Origin of the sequence: Deinococcus maricopensis DSM 21211 (assembly GCF_000186385.1) — a bacterium.
GTDB lineage: Bacteria > Deinococcota > Deinococci > Deinococcales > Deinococcaceae > Deinococcus_B > Deinococcus_B maricopensis.
In genome coordinates this window covers 957286-971449 of the sequence record NC_014958.1, presented here as the reverse complement: position 1 = coordinate 971449, position 14164 = coordinate 957286, and the positions used below count along the sequence as shown (strand labels likewise).

11 protein-coding genes are annotated in these 14164 nt (G+C 69.2%); 5 read left to right on the top strand and 6 right to left on the bottom strand.

The genetic code is table 11. From position 1 onward, the window contains the following. Window positions 1-34: 34 nt before the first annotated feature. The 3 genes from DEIMA_RS04455 to DEIMA_RS04445 form a co-directional block, all read right to left on the bottom strand. The gene (locus DEIMA_RS04455) at window positions 35-559 is read right to left on the bottom strand and encodes an HNH endonuclease (RefSeq protein WP_043817078.1); all 525 of its coding nucleotides are present in this window, start codon (window positions 557-559) and stop codon (window positions 35-37) included. A 166-nt stretch (window positions 560-725) separates the two neighbouring features. Beyond that, window positions 726-1343, bottom strand: coding sequence for a MarC family protein (locus DEIMA_RS04450; protein WP_013556035.1), 618 nt, complete (start codon window positions 1341-1343; stop codon window positions 726-728). A gap of 132 nt (window positions 1344-1475) precedes the next feature. Continuing rightward, entirely contained in the window at window positions 1476-2975 is a 1500-nt protein-coding gene (locus tag DEIMA_RS04445) for an amidohydrolase (protein WP_043816456.1), read from the bottom strand. Window positions 2976-3042: 67 nt separating this feature from the next. Here DEIMA_RS04445 and DEIMA_RS04440 point away from each other — a divergent pair, with 67 nt between their 5' ends. Beyond that, window positions 3043-3915: a metallophosphoesterase gene (locus tag DEIMA_RS04440; RefSeq protein WP_013556033.1), complete on the top strand. Its 873-nt coding sequence runs from the start codon at window positions 3043-3045 to the stop codon at window positions 3913-3915. Window positions 3916-3918: 3 nt separating this feature from the next. On the opposite strand, the gene DEIMA_RS16790 is transcribed toward DEIMA_RS04440, so the two are convergent. The 3 genes from DEIMA_RS16790 to DEIMA_RS18590 form a co-directional block, all read right to left on the bottom strand. Next, the gene (locus DEIMA_RS16790; protein ID WP_013556032.1) at window positions 3919-7512 is read right to left on the bottom strand and encodes a PAS domain S-box protein; all 3594 of its coding nucleotides are present in this window, start codon (window positions 7510-7512) and stop codon (window positions 3919-3921) included. A 208-nt stretch (window positions 7513-7720) separates the two neighbouring features. Continuing rightward, entirely contained in the window at window positions 7721-9181 is a 1461-nt protein-coding gene (locus DEIMA_RS18600) for a glycosyl hydrolase family 18 protein (protein WP_013556031.1), read from the bottom strand. A 35-nt stretch (window positions 9182-9216) separates the two neighbouring features. Beyond that, complete coding sequence (locus DEIMA_RS18590) at window positions 9217-9717, bottom strand: cellulose binding domain-containing protein (protein ID WP_052303283.1); 501 nt, start codon at window positions 9715-9717, stop codon at window positions 9217-9219. Between the two features lie 326 nt (window positions 9718-10043). On the opposite strand from DEIMA_RS18590, the gene DEIMA_RS18830 reads away from it, so the two are divergent. The 4 genes from DEIMA_RS18830 to DEIMA_RS04410 all read left to right on the top strand — a co-directional run bounded on the left by DEIMA_RS18830 (window position 10044) and on the right by DEIMA_RS04410 (window position 14145). Continuing rightward, window positions 10044-10907: a MurR/RpiR family transcriptional regulator gene (locus tag DEIMA_RS18830; protein WP_013556030.1), complete on the top strand. Its 864-nt coding sequence runs from the start codon at window positions 10044-10046 to the stop codon at window positions 10905-10907. A gap of 34 nt (window positions 10908-10941) precedes the next feature. Beyond that, window positions 10942-12189 (top strand): ABC transporter substrate-binding protein, encoded by a 1248-nt coding sequence (locus DEIMA_RS04420; protein ID WP_013556029.1) that lies wholly within the window; start codon window positions 10942-10944, stop codon window positions 12187-12189. A gap of 121 nt (window positions 12190-12310) precedes the next feature. Further along, window positions 12311-13252, top strand: a complete 942-nt coding sequence (locus tag DEIMA_RS04415; RefSeq protein ID WP_013556028.1) for a carbohydrate ABC transporter permease — start codon at window positions 12311-12313, stop codon at window positions 13250-13252. Then, entirely contained in the window at window positions 13249-14145 is an 897-nt protein-coding gene (locus DEIMA_RS04410; RefSeq protein WP_013556027.1) for a carbohydrate ABC transporter permease, read from the top strand. Before DEIMA_RS04415 ends, DEIMA_RS04410 begins: the two co-directional genes overlap by 4 nt. The last annotated feature ends 19 nt before the right edge of the window (window positions 14146-14164 follow it).

The following is a 14164-nucleotide window of genomic DNA, read 5'->3' as shown; positions in this document are numbered from 1 at the left end:
AGGGCTATGCCCTCCGTTCTCTCCCCTGCCCCGCTTACTCGAACAGGTACTTGCGCCAGTCCTCGCGGTACGCCGCGAACTGCCCGTACGCGTACAACCCGAACGTGGGCGCGCGCGGTTTGCTGCGCAGGCTCAGGCCCACGTCCTCCGGCGCGTGGCTGCCCTTGCGCTGGTTGCACGGACGGCACGCCGTCACGACGTTCTCCCAGGTGTGCCGCCCGCCCTTGGAGCGCGGGTGCACGTGGTCGATGGTCAGTTCCTCGCGCGCACCGCAGTACTGACAGGTGTAAAAATCACGGCGCAATACATTGCGCCGGTTGAAAGGAACAGGGTGCGCGCGGGGCCGCCGCACATACCGCCGCAGCCGCACGACACTCGGCACCGGCATCACCGTACTGGGCGAGCGCACCATGTCCGCGCTGTTCTCCAGCACTTCCGCCACGCCGTACTGCACCAGCGTGATCGCGCGTTTCGCACTGGTGACCTGCAAAGGCTCGTAGGAGGCATTCAACACCAGCACGCGCGGGGCGTTCAGGTTCAGGACGCCGCGCGCCACCATGTCCTCCGGCGCGTCAATAGAATTGAATTTCCCGCTCACACGCACTATTTTAACGAGTTCACGTCAAGCGATTGTTCCGCCGGAGCGCTTAGCGTTCCTTGGGCCAAAGCACTGAGTGAGGGCAGGGCCGCGGGGTCGGTATCCCGCAGCCCTGCCCCCGCGTCCCTTACAGCGGTTTGGCGAAGAAGCCGAGCGCGCCGTCCGCGATGTACTGCACCGCGAGCGCCGCGAGCAGCACCCCCAGCACGCGCGTGACGACGTGCACGCCGGTCACGCCGATCACCTTGGCGATCTGCCCGGACAGCCGCAGCGACAGGTAGCACAGTGCCAGCACGCCGAACGTCACGGCAATGACGCTGCCGAGCAGCAGCGGGTTGCCGTGCGCGTCGCCCGCGAGGATCATGGCGCTCGCGAGCGTTCCGGGCCCGGCGATCAGCGGAATCGCGATGGGGAACACGCTGATGTCCTCGCGTTCGTGCGCTTCGCGTTCCTCGTCGGGCGTTTCCTTGCTGCCGCTCGTCCGCGCGAACACCATGTCGAGCGCGATCAGGAACAGCAGCACGCCGCCGGCCACGCGGAACGCATCGAGGGTGATGCCGAGGTGTTCCAGCACCGCTTTGCCGAACAGCGCGAACATCGTCACGATGATGCTCGCGACCACGACGGCTTTCAGTGCGATGGCGCGCCGCTCGAAGCTGGGGCGGGTCCCGGCCAGCCCGATGAAGATCGGGGCGAGGCCCACGGGGTCCATGACGACCAGCATCGTCAGGAAGGTTTTGTTCATTGTCGTTATCAGCGCTGCCCAGTCCACCCCCCCAGTATGCCTTGCATATGCAGGAAGCAATGCAACAGGCGTTAGGGTGAGAGACGTGGGACCCTCCTGAGAAGCCCCGCTGTGAGGCAGGCGGCGGGCCGTTCAGAGCACCAGGGCGCGCGCCTCCCCACCCAGACGGTCCCACAGCGTGAACGCCGCCCGCGCGCCCGGCCGGATGACGCCCTCGTCCGCCCACCCGACCGCCTCGGCCGGCCCGCGCGTGAAGGCGCGCAGCACGTCCTCGTCACCCAGCGCCTCGGCGGGCGCGACCGGCACGCCCGCATCGTCCACGCGCGTCGTCGCCGCCCGCCACGAGCCGGGCACGTCCGGCGCAGCGACCGGCGCGTCACTGCCGAACGCGAGCAGTGCCCCCGCCGCCTGCAGGCTCCGGAACGCGTAACTGCCCGCCTCCAGGTGCGGCAGGAGCGTGCGAATGCCGGGGCCGTCGCCCAGCAGGTGCACGGGCTGCGCGCTCACCGTGAGGCCCCGGAAGCGCGGCAGGTCCTCGGGCCGCACGTGCTGCGCGTGCTCCACGCGCAGACGCAGCCCGCGGGCGCGCGCGGCGTCCCGCAGGTCGTCGTACGCATTCAGGAGTTCGGTGTTCGCGCGGTCCCCGATGGCGTGCGTCACCGGAATGAAGCCGAGCGCCAGCGCCTCGCGGCCCAGCTCGCGGATGAGCTGAGGGTCGTCGAGGGGGATGCCTTCGCCGCTGCCGTCCGCAAAGCCGGGCGCGTGCAGCCACGCGGTGCGGCTGCCGAGCGCGCCGTCCGCGAAGAACTTGACGCCGCCGAAACTGAACTGCCCGCCCGATCCCGGCCCCACGCCCAGCTCGCGCGCCAGGGACAGGCGCTCGTGCGGCAGGCACGACCACACGCGCAGTGGCAGCTCCCCGCGCGCCGCGAGGTCCGCCAGAGCGCGCGGCGCGGTGGCCGGCTCGAACGCCATGGTGTGCGCGCTCACGAAGCCGCGCGCCGCGAGGTCCGCGGCGCCCGCGCGCGCGGCACTGAGGGTTTCCGCCCAGCTCGGCTCGGGAATGACGCGCGCGACGAGGTCGGTGGCGTTTTCCAGCAGGCTGCCGAGCGGGCGGACCATGCGGCCCCCCTGCGGGTCGGGCGTGCCCTCGTGCACGCCCGCGAGACGCAGCGCGAGGCTGTTCGCCCACGCCATGTGCAGGTCGCGGGAGTACAGCATGACCGGGTGGTGTGGGCTCACGGCGTCCAGCACCTCGGCGGTCGGGTAGTCCGTGAGACCGAGGTCGCTGAGCAGGAACCCGCCGCCGCGCACCCACGCGCCGTGCGGGAGGTCGCGCGTGCGGGCGGCCACGCGTTCCAGCACCTCCGACACGCTGCGGGTGCCGTGCAGGCCCACCTGCGTGAGCGAGAAGCCGTAACTGACGAGGTGGATGTGCGCGTCGCACAGGCCGGGCGTGAGGATCAGGTCACGGTGGTCGAGGACGTCGGCGTGCGGCGCGAGCGCCCGCAGGTCCTCGCGCGCGCCGACGGCGAGGACGCGGCCCGCGCCGACCAGTACGCCCTCCGCGTGCGGGGCGGCGTCATTGAGGGTGAGGGTACGGGCGTGAATGACGGTGAGGGGGGCGGTCATGCCGCTCACCTTAACCTCCGGGCGGCGCGCTCATGGTCCGGTCAGCCGGGGGGATTAGCCTGCGGGCATGTCGCCCCCACCGTCCCGCCGTACCTTCCTGCGCCGCGCGCTCGCCGGCGGGGCGGCCCTGGCGCTCGGCGGGGTGGGCGTGGGCGTCGCGCAGGCGCACGCGCTGCAGGTGAACACGCACGCGGCGCGCCTGCCGGGCCTCACGCGGGCCCTGCGGGTGGCGCTGCTCACGGACCTGCATTACGGGCCGTACGTACACGCCGGGCAGGTGCGCGGGTGGGTGGAGGCCGCGCTGCAGGCCCGCCCGGACCTGCTGCTGGTGCTGGGGGACTTCGTGGACGCGGACCTCGCGTCGTCGCCGACGCCGCTGCTGGCCGAGCTGGCGCGGTTGCGCGCGCCGCTGGGCGTGTGGGGCGTGTGGGGCAACCACGATTACGCGAGTTTCGGGCAGCGGGCGCGGCGGTTCGTGAACCCGCAGCGGGCGAACTGGATGGCGGTCCGCGAGGAGTTCCGCGCGGACCTGGCGCGGGCGGGCGTGCGCGTGCTGCGCAACGAGGCGGTGCGGGTCCGTGACGACCTGACCCTCGCGGGCCTGGACGACCTGCGCACGGGCGCGCCGGACCTCGCGGCGGCGCTGGGCGCGGCGCGTCCGGGAGGCACGCTGCTGATGAGCCACAACCCGGACGTGCTGCCGGACGTGCCCGCGTGGGTGGGCCTCACGGTGAGCGGCCACACGCACGGCGGGCAGGTGCGCTTCCCGGTGGTGGGCGCGCCGGTCGTGCCGAGCGCGTTCGGTCAGCGGTTCGCGCAGGGGTTCGTGACGGGGGACCTCGGGGCGCGCGGGTTCGTGAGTCGCGGCCTGGGCGTCAGCGGCGTGCCGGTGCGGAACCTGTGCCCGCCCGAAGTGGTCGTGCTGGACTGCACCGGCTGACGCTCACTCGGCCGTGACGACGCAGTTGCGCCCCTCGCTTTTCGCGCGGTAGAGCGCGAAGTCGGCGGCGTGCATGAGGTCCGCGAGCGCCTCCCCGTACTGCGGGAAGACCGCCACGCCGAACGACGCGGTGACCTGCCCGAGCGCCTGCCCGCGCACGGTCACGTGCAGCTGCATGACGGCCTGCCGGATGTGTTCGGCGCGGGCGGCGGTCTGCTCGATGGTCGCGCCAGGCAGCAGCAACGCGAACTCCTCGCCGCCGAAGCGGCACGCGACGTCCTCGCCGCGGACATTCGCGCTGAGTGTCTCGCCGAGCGCGCGCAGCAGCAGGTCGCCGGCCTCGTGCCCGTACGTGTCGTTGAAGCGCTTGAAGTGGTCGATGTCGAGCATGATCAGGCCCATGGGGTGGCGGTGCCGGTGCGCGCGGCGCATCTCCCGCTCGAAGGTTTCTTCGAGGTACCGGCGGTTGAACAGGCCCGTGAGGGCGTCGCGGATGCTCTGCTGCCGCAGCGACTCGCGCAGGCGCAGGTTCACCATGGCGAGCGCGACGCTTTCCGCGATGGTCTGCGCCAGCCGCTGCTGCCGCGCCGTGAAGCGCTCCACGTCGGGCGCGACGAGGTGCAGCAGGCCCACCGCCTCGCCCTGCGCGAGCAGCGGCACGCACAGCGCGGGCGTGGGCGCGTGAATGTGCTGGCAGCGCAGGGCGCCGTCGGTGAGGAACGTCCGGCCGCGCCGCAGGCCCCAGCATTCCGACGGCGCGAAGATGGTGTCGCTGGGCGGCGCGCCGTTCCAGGCGGCGGCTTCCTCGAGGACGTTGCGGGACGGCCCGAACGCGTACAGCTTCCCGCCGTGGTCCGGGAAGAGCAGCGCGGCGTAGTGCCCGACGACGTGGTAGGCCTCGTTGAGGCTCACGCAGGCCTGCAGCATCTCGTTCATTTCGCCGAGCACGCGGGTTTCCTCGTTGCGGTGCTCGAGTTCCTGCACCTGCGTCTGCAGCTGCCCGCTGAGGTCCTGCAGGGCGGCGGTGCGCTCCTCGACGCGCGCTTCGAGTTCGTTATGCGCGGCGCGCAGCTGCGCTTCGGCGTCCTTGATGTCGGTGATGTCCTCGACGACCGAGATGAAGTAGTTCGGGTTGCCGGCCTCGTCGCGCACGAGGGAGACGGTCAGGTTCGCCCAGATGTTCTGGCCGTCCTTGCGGACGTAGCGTTTCTGCATGGAGTACGTGCGCAGCTGGCCGTTGAGGAGCTGGTGCACGTACCCAAGGTCGGCGTTGAGGTCATCGGGGTGCGTGATGTCCGCGAACGTGCGCTGCTGCAGTTCCTCTGGGGTGTAACCGAGCAGGTCGCCGAGCTTGTCGTTCACGCTGAGCCACGTGCCGTCCAGGCCGACGTGCGCGAGGCCCACGGCCGCCTGACTGAACGTCGCGCGGAAGCGCTCCTCGCTTTCCCACAGGACCTGCTCGGCGCGGCGCTGCTCGGTGACGTCGCGGATCACGGCTGTGAACAGGCGTTGGTGGTCAATGACGACCTGCGAGATGGTGGCTTCCACGAGGAATTCGGTCCCGTCGGCGCGCAGGGCGGGCAGGGCGCCGCGCGCTTCGTGCATGGCGCGCGCGGTGACGCCTGTCTCACCGAAGCGGCGCATGTGGCCGGCGTGCTGCGCGCGGTACCGGCCGGGCATGAAGCGGTCCAGGGACCCGCCGAGGACGTCTTCGGCGCGGGTGCCGAACATGCGTTCGGCGGCTGTGTTGAACAGCAGGATGCGCTGGGCCTCGTCGGTGGTGATGATGGCGTCCGAGACGGTGCTGATGATGCCGCCGAGGCGCGCCTCGCTCTGGCGGGCGCGTTCGTACGCGTGGATCTGGTCGAAGGCGCGCGCGGCCTGCTGCGCGAACACTTCCAGGAAGGTGCGCTCCGCGGCGGTGAGCGGGCAGCTGCGGGCGAAGCTGAGCATCAGGGCGCCGGTGGCGTGCCCGTTCACGAGCAGCGGCGCGACGACGAGGTGCCCGTCGTCGCCCTCCGCCGCCGGGCCGTGCAGGGTGCTGAGCGGGCCAGCCTGGAGGCTGTGGGTGTGCACGGCGTCCGCGACGGGCGTGGACGCGTCGAGCGGGAGGTGCTGGAGGCGCTCGGTCAACGCGGTGGGGTACCCGTGGACGGCGAGGGCGCGCAGCCCGTCGGGGCTGACGGTCCACACGGCGCCCGCGTCGGCGTGCAGGCCCGCGAGGGCGTGGCGGAGGATCAGGGCGGCGGCGTCCGGAGCGGCGTTCACGTCGCTGAGCGTGGACGCGAGGGCGTACAGGGCGTGCGTGCGCTGCTGCGCCTGCCGCTCGTCGGTGACGTCGCGGTGGAACCCCACCCACTCCTGCACGTCGCCGGCGGGCGTGAGCAGCGGAACGGCCGTGACGGCCATGGTGCGGTACTGCCCGCTGCGCAGGCGCAGCCGGTACTCGTTCTGGTACTTCACGCCGCGCGCGACGTTCTCAAGGGCGGTGCGTTCGGCGTTCGGGCGGTCGTCGGGGTGGATGGCGTCCAGCCAGCCCAGCCCGCGGTACTCCGCCCAGTCCTGCCCGGTCGCGGCGGCCCACTGGGGTTGCGGCACCACGAAGTGCCCGCGCGCGTCGCGCGTCCAGACGATGCTGGTGGTCGCTTCCACCAGGGACCGGAAGCGCACCTCGCTGCTGCGCACCTCCGCCTGCAGGTTCACGCGGTGCAGCGCCTGCGCGCACTGCAGCGCGAGGTGCTCCATGAACTGCCGGTCTTCGGCGCTGCTGGGCAGGTCCCGCTCGAAAATGAACGTGAGGGCGCCAAGCGTCTCGTCCTGCGCGGTGAGCGGGAACACGGCCACGTGCGCGCCGGGGTGCGCGAGGTTCAGGGCGTGGCTCGCCTGGGGGAACTCGCGCGTCAGGTCTTCTTGCGTCAGGAAGAGCGGCTGGCCGGTGCGCATCACGGGCGCGACGGGCATGGGCACGTCGAGGGGCAGCTCGCGGTACTGGTCCTGCACCTCGTCGCTGGCGGACCCCTGGTACTGCAGCAGCTCCAGGTGGTGCGCGCGGCGCATGAACACCGTCGCGGCAACGGCGTCCAGGGCGGGCGCGCCCTCCTCGAGGATGACGCGCGCGACGTCGCCTTCGCTGGTGACGCTCGCGAGGGCGGACATGACGGCGCTGAGGCGCGTGGCGCGCTGCGTGGCCTGCTGCAACGCCTCCTCCTGCCGGCGCTGCTCGCTGAGGTCGCGGAGGTACGCGGTGAAGTACCGGCCGGTGCTGAGGGTGATCGGCAGGATGGTCAGCTCGCACGGGAAGATGTGTCCGTCGCGGTGCTGCGCTTCGAGGTGCACGCGCCGCCCGAGCACGCGGGCTTCGCCGGTGTCAAGGTAGCGGCGCATGCCGCGTTCGTGCGCTCCGCGGAGGTGCTCGGGGATGATCAGGTCAGAGAGGCGCCGGCCGGTGGCCTCGTCGTGCGCGTACCCGAACGTGCGGGCCGCGGCGGGGTTCCAGTCGATGACGCGGCCTGCATCGTCAATGGTGATGATGCTGTCGAGCGCCGCTTCGAGAATGGCGGTGCGCAGCTGCTGGTCGTCCTGGGTGGTGTGGGTCATAACCGGGTCCGGGCGCGTGGGCTTGCCTCATCGTAGGAGCATGAGGTTGACCCGGACGCGATCAGAATGAACGCCAGTTTATCGAGGGGGCGCGGCGGGCACCATGAGGTGTTCGGCATCGTGCCGAACGCACTTTTTCTCAATGGGTGCGCGGCAGGGGCGCCCCGGGTGTCCGGGGCGCCCCTGGTCAGGAGGACCGCTGAGGGGGTTACTTCAGGCCGTTGTAGATGGCCTTGCTGAGGGTGGCCTGCGCGTCGTCACCGTCGAGGCTCCAGGCCATGCTGCCGCCGAGGCCCTTCTGTTTGATGTACGCGACTTTGCTGGCGATAACGGTCGGGTCGTCGTAGCTCCAGAAGGTGCTGCCGTCGAACTTCCACGCCTGCTTGGTGGTGGGGTGGTAGTACACGGTGCCGGGGGCGTTCTTGAGGACCTTGAAGTCGTCGAAGCCGGGTTCGTACGTGCCCTGCGCGGCGCCGGTCGCGGCCTGGTACAGGCCGTTGCCGGCGTTCGTGACGCCCTTCCAGCCGCGCCCGTAGTACGGGATGCCCATGACGAGTTTCGCGGCGGGCGCGCCGGCGCTCAGGTAGGCGTTCACGGCGCCGTCTACGCTGTAGCTCTTCTCCTCGCCGCTGCCGGGGCCGTTCGGGTCGGGGTACAGGTTGCTGTGGAAGTTCGTGGGGCCGGTGGCGGCCCACGCGCCGCGGAAGTCGTACGTCATCAGGTTCATGATGTCGAGGACCTTGCTGATGTTCGCGACTTCCAGCTTGGCGATCTTGCTGGGCGCGCTGGGCAGCGCGGCGGTCAGCAGGTACTTGCCGGGGCTGAGGGCGTCGAGCTGACGGCGGAACTCCTCGAGGAGCAGCGTGAAGTTGCGGGTGTCCTCGGGGCGGACGATGTTGCCGGTGTTGCCTTCGCTGGCGGGGTATTCCCAGTCGATGTCGATGCCGTCGAACACGCCCAGCGCGCTGCCGGGGCCGCCGGCGCCGTCGGTGCTGGGGAGGTTCCCCTTGATGTAGAGGTCGATGCAGGAGGAGACGAACTTCTTGCGGGCGGCGTCGGTGAGGGCGACGTTGCTGAAGTTCTTCGACCACGTCCACCCGCCGAGCGAGATGAGCGCCTTGAGGCCGGGGTGTTTGGCTTTGAGCTGCTTGAGCTGGTTGAAGTTGCCGCGCAGCGTCTGGTCCCAGGTGTCGCCGGTGCCGCTGACGCTGCTGGCGGCGTCGAAGGCTTTGGTGTAGTCGGCGAAGCTGTCGCTGATGCCGGGGGCAGTGACGGTGCAGCTGCCGTCGTCGGTGATGCCGCCGAAAGCGTAGTTGATGTGCGTGAGGGTGGCGGCGGCGCCGCTGGTTTCGACGTTTTTGAGCGTGAAATTCCGGCCGTAGATGCCCCACTGCGCGAAGTACCCGACGCGTTTGTAGCCGGTCGTGGGCGTGGGGGTGGGGGTGGAGGTGAGGTTGACGGTGACGGGGGCGGCGGCGGAGGTTCGGGTGTTGCCGGCGGCGTCGTAGGCTTTGGCGGTGTAGCTGTAGCTGCCGTTCTGGGCGCTGCTGCTGAATGCGTCCGTGGCGCTGTACGGGCTGCTGGTGTCGGTGGCCAGCAGCGTCGTCCCGCGGTAGAACTCCACCTTGCTGACCCCCACGTTGTCTGCGGCGGTGGCCGTGAGGGTCACGTTTCCGGCGCTGGTGAGGGTGCTGGGGGTGGCGCTCAGGCTGACGGTGGGCGCGGTGGTGTCCCCGCCCGGGGTGGGGTGGTGCCGCCGCTGCAGGGGGCGCCGTTGAGGGTGCAGGTGTTCACGCCGCTGTACGTGCCGCTGCCGCCGTAGTTCACGGTGACGCTGCCGTTCGCGGGGATGGTGCTGCCGCCCCAGGTGTTGGGGGTGATGGTGACGGTGCCGTCGCTGGCAGTGGTGACGCTGCCGCCGGCGCCCCAGACGCTGGTGGTGCTGGCGGCGCCGTTGAATTTGAACTTCAGGGTCCAGGTGGTGAGGGGCGTGCTGGTGGGGTTGCTGAGCGTGATGACGCCGTTGAAGCCGCCGTCCCAGCTGCTGCTGGTGCTGAAGGTCGCTGTCGCGCTCGTCGCCTGCGCGTGCAGGGCGCTGGTGCCCGGCGTGCCGGGGCTCTGGGCGCATGCCGCCAGGGTCAGCGCGAGCGTCAGGGCTGTCGTGGTGAGGCCGAACAGCGTGCGGGCGTGGTGCGTTCCTTGCATGTGGGTTCCCTCCCTCAGGGTGTGTCGCCCGATGGTCCTCGTGACCTCAGAAGACGTTCAGTTGTGGCGACACCTCCATGAAGAACTTTTTCCGCAACACCTATGGTGAAAAAAAATATTATTTGTCTAGACTTTGTAGCTTTAAGAACGTACCTGTACTGGACGTATAAAAACGTTTACGCCGCGCTAGAACGTGATTTTTTCACCTCTCCACCAAAGGTTCATTTTCACAGACTGACGCCATATTGACAGAAATAATTTTCAGGACTTACAGTGAGGCACCAAGCAATTACCCATCACGGCCACCCCGCGATGAAAGGAAGTCCATGACGACGCTCCCCCACGCCCGTCACGCGCCCCAGGCGGGTGCCATCGGACGTATCAAGCTTCAGGCCCACGCCCTCACCCCCAGCCTTCACCGCGTCGCCACGCACATCCTGGAGCGCCCCCATACCGTCGTCCACCAGACCATCACCGAGCTCGCCCAGGACGCCCGCGTCGGCGAAAGCAGCATCACCCGCCTGTGCCGCAAACTCGGCTACCCCGGGTTCCACGCCTTCAAACTGGCCCTCACCGCCGACGTCGTCACCTCCACCCCCACCCCCACCCCCCACGGCACCACCCCCAGCGAACGCGCCAGCTGGCTCGTCCGCCAGACCACCCTCACCCTCGAGGAAACCACCCACCTCCTGAACGCCGCCACCCTGGAACGCGCCGCGTACGCTATCGCCCACGCGCCCCGCGTCGACGTCACCGGCCAGGGCAACAGCGGCTTCATGGCCCAGTACTTCGCGCACCGCCTCATGCGGGTCGGCATCAGCGCCACCGCCCACACCGACCCGCACCTCGCCGCCGTCGGCGCCGCCACCCTCCCCGAACAGGGCGTCATGATCGGCATCACCGCCAGCGGCAGCACCATCGACACCGTCCACCACCTGCGCCTCGCCCGCGAACGCGGACGATTCACGCTCGCCATCACGCAACGCGCCTCATCCCCCGTCACCCGCCACGCCGACGCGGTCCTGTACGCCGCCGGACAGGAGGCTCCCCTGAACGATGACACCCTCACCAGCTTCACCAGCCAGGCGCTGCTGCTCGACGTCCTCTACACCACCATTACCCCCCACCTGCCCAACGCCCCGGACACCCTGCGCCGCACCGCCGAATCCGTCGTCGAAAAGAAATACTGACCCCCCCGCCCACCACCCTGCCAGGAGGCACCCCATGAAAAAAGCCGCGCTTGCCCTCAGCCTTGCCCTCGCCGCCAGCACCGCCTTCGCCCAGAAACCCGTCGAAATCACCTTCTGGAGCTGGTACCTCAGCCCCAAATTCGACGCCTACATCAAAGACAGCATCGCGGCGTTCGAAAAAGCCAATCCCACCATCAAGGTCAAATGGTTCGACAAGCAGGACAGCCTCGTGCAGGACTTCCTGTCCAGCGTCAACCTCGGCAACGCCCCGGACGTCGTGAACCTCAATATCGACGAAACCGCCAAGGCCGCCCAGAACGGCTTCCTGCGCCCCGTCGACAGCCTCGTCAGCAAAGCTAGCCTCACCAGCACCTTCTACCCGCAGTCCATCGCGAACTTCAGCACGGGCGGCAAGGTGTACGGCTTCCCCTGGTACGGCTGGCTGAACGAAGGCGTGCTGCTGTACAACCCGGACCTCTTCAAGAAAGCCGGCCTGAGCCGCGCGCCGCGCACCATGACTGAACTGCTGTCCTACGCCAAGACCATCAAGGACAAGACCGGCGCGTACGGCTACGTCCCCGCGTACAAGGACCCCAACACCGCCAGCTTCCTCGGGTACTTCTACAGCGAAGGCCTCCCCGTGTACGACAAGGCCGGCAAGGCCGCGTTCAACACCGCCGCGCACGCCGCGCTCCTGCAGCAGTACGTGAACCTCTACAAGGGCGGCTACGTGCCCGAGGACGCCATCCGCCGCGAAGCGTTCCAGGTCGCCACGGAACTGTACGCGCAGGGCAAGGTCGCCATGGTCGTCGGCGGCCCGCAGGCCCTCAACCGCCTCAAGGACAACAACCCCGGCCTGTACAAGAGCGTCGTCGTCACCGAAGCGCCGCTCGGCAAGGCCGGCGTGCAGACCGGCGGCAGCATGGACCTCGTGATCCCCACCGCCAGCAAGCACCCCGCCGAAGCGGCGAAGTTCGCGGCGTTCATGACGAACAACGTCAACCAGATGAAGTTCGCCAGGATCGTCCCGATCGTCCCCACCACCCGCGCCGCGCAGAACGACGCGTACTTCAAGCAGGCCGGCACGGACGCCATCGCCCGCGCCACCAGCCTCGTCGGCGCGTCCGGCCGCTACATCAACCCCGGCTACAAAGCCCCGAAGAACAGCGACGACCTGTACAAGAACTTCAACGACAACATCGAAGCGGCGCTGCTCGGCCGCAAAACCGCCCAGCAGGCCCTCAACGACAGCGTCGCCTACTGGAACGCCAACATGAAGTAAAGGCGCGCCGCCGTCCCGGCCTCCCCAGGACGGCGCGCCCTGAGCGGCACCCCACCACCCCACCCCGGAGGCCCGTCCCGTGCGTTACGGGCGGGCCTCGCGGCACGAAGGAGAACGCCAGATGATTCAGAGTTCAGGCCCACGCCCCACCGGCAGGCGAATCCGCGCAGGTCTGCGTGACACGCTGCTGTCGTACGCGTTCCTTGCGCCCGCACTGGTGCTGCTGGCGGTGTTCACGTTCTACCCGCTCGGGTACGGCGCGTACCTGGGCTTCACGAAGTACACGGGCGCGCAGTTCGCGCAGGGGCTCGGGCCGCAGTTCATCGGCCTGGAGAACTTCAAGGCGCTCATCGCCGACCCGCTGTTCTGGACGGGCCTGAAAAACAGCCTGAAGTACCTGTTGATCGTGCCGATCCTGCAGTTCGCGTCGCTGGCCGTCGCGGTCCTCGTGAACCGCAACCTGCCCGGCATGGCGTTCTTCCGCGGCGCGTACTACGTGCCGGTCGTGACCAGCATCTCGCTCGCGGCCGTCATGTGGGAGTGGGTGTACAACAAGGAAGGCACCCTGAACTGGATTCTGGGCGCGCTGCACCTCCTGCCGCAGGGCGGCGCGTTCGGGTGGCTGAACAACGAGCACACGGCGCTGTACGCGATCCTGCTCGTCACGTTCTGGCGCGGGTTCGGGTACTACATGGTGCTGTACATCGCGGGCCTGCAGAGCATCCCCGAGGAGCTGGAGGAAGCGGCCGTGCTGGACGGCGCGAACCGCTGGCAGCGCTTCTGGGGCATCACCGTGCCGATGATGCGCCCCACCATCCTGCTGTGCACGCTGCTCAGCACCATCGCCGCGATCCGCGCGCTGGAGGAGGTGCTGGTCCTCACGAACGGCGGGCCGCTGAACAGCACGTACACCGCGCTGATGTACGTGTACTCGAAGGCGTTCCAGGGCTTCAACTTCGATTACGGGCTGGCGTCCGCGGCGGGCCTGGTGGTCGCGGCGGTGGCGCTCGCGCTGTCACTGCTGAACTTCCGGTTCTTCCGCAGTGACGTGGAGGAATCATGATTCAGGCTTCGCCGCTCCCGCAGTCCCGCGCGCAGATGACCGCCGCGCGCCGCGCGCGCGTCCGCAAGACCGTCGGCCTGGCGCTGCGTTACGCGCTGCTGCTGCTGATCCTGGTGTTCGCGGTGTTCCCGTTCGTGTGGACGCTCGCCATTGCCGTAACCGACAAGACCGTCACGGGCGGCGCGAGCATCTACGACTTCCCCGCGAGCCTCATCCCGAAAAAGGTCACGCTGAACAACTTCGTGCAGGTGTACCAGACCTTCTCGCTCGGGAAGTACGTGTGGAACAGCGTCGTCATCACGGGCCTCACGGTGGTCGGGACGCTGCTGATCAGCGCGCTCGCCGCGTACCCGCTGGCGCGCTTCCAGTTTCCCGGCAAGCAGATCATCTTCTCGCTGATCGTGCTCACGCTGGTCCTGCCGAACGAGACGAACTTCATCGTGAACACCCTCACGCTGAACAAGCTCAAGCTGCTCGGCACGCACCTGGGCGTCGTCATTCCCACCATCGCGGGCGCGTTCGGCATCTTCCTGATGCGGCAGGCGTTCCTGGCGGTGCCGAAGGCGCTGCTGGAGGCCGCGCGCCTGGACGGCGCGTCCGAGTGGACGATCCTGACGCGCATCATGCTGCCGCTCACGAAGCCCAGCATGGCGGCGCTCGGCATCTTCACGCTCGTGACGACGTGGAACGCGTACTTCTGGCCGTCGCTGGTGCTCACGGCCGCGCCGGACCTCGCGCCGCTCAGTGTCGCCGTGCTGAAACTCAAGGGGCAGTTCAACTACGACCCGTTCAACATCGCGGCGGGCAGCCTGATCATGATGCTGCCGGTGCTGCTGGTGTTCCTGTTCGCGCAGCGTTACTTCATGCGCGGCCTCGAAGGGGCCGTGAAGTGAGGCGCGCGCCGGGGCCGGT

Excerpts from the sequence above, each read along its gene's own strand:
- DEIMA_RS04455 (WP_043817078.1), bottom strand. The coding sequence starts at position 559 with ATGGTGGCGCGCGGCGTCCTGAACCTGAACGCCCCGCGCGTGCTGGTG.
- DEIMA_RS04450 (WP_013556035.1), bottom strand. The coding sequence starts at position 1,343 with ATGAACAAAACCTTCCTGACGATGCTGGTCGTCATGGACCCCGTGGGC.
- DEIMA_RS04445 (WP_043816456.1), bottom strand. The coding sequence starts at position 2,975 with ATGACCGCCCCCCTCACCGTCATTCACGCCCGTACCCTCACCCTCAAT.
- DEIMA_RS04440 (WP_013556033.1), top strand. The coding sequence starts at position 3,043 with ATGTCGCCCCCACCGTCCCGCCGTACCTTCCTGCGCCGCGCGCTCGCC.
- DEIMA_RS16790 (WP_013556032.1), bottom strand. The coding sequence starts at position 7,512 with ATGACCCACACCACCCAGGACGACCAGCAGCTGCGCACCGCCATTCTC.
- DEIMA_RS18590 (WP_052303283.1), bottom strand. The coding sequence starts at position 9,717 with ATGCAAGGAACGCACCACGCCCGCACGCTGTTCGGCCTCACCACGACA.
- DEIMA_RS18830 (WP_013556030.1), top strand. The coding sequence starts at position 10,044 with ATGACGACGCTCCCCCACGCCCGTCACGCGCCCCAGGCGGGTGCCATC.
- DEIMA_RS04420 (WP_013556029.1), top strand. The coding sequence starts at position 10,942 with ATGAAAAAAGCCGCGCTTGCCCTCAGCCTTGCCCTCGCCGCCAGCACC.
- DEIMA_RS04415 (WP_013556028.1), top strand. The coding sequence starts at position 12,311 with ATGATTCAGAGTTCAGGCCCACGCCCCACCGGCAGGCGAATCCGCGCA.
- DEIMA_RS04410 (WP_013556027.1), top strand. The coding sequence starts at position 13,249 with ATGATTCAGGCTTCGCCGCTCCCGCAGTCCCGCGCGCAGATGACCGCC.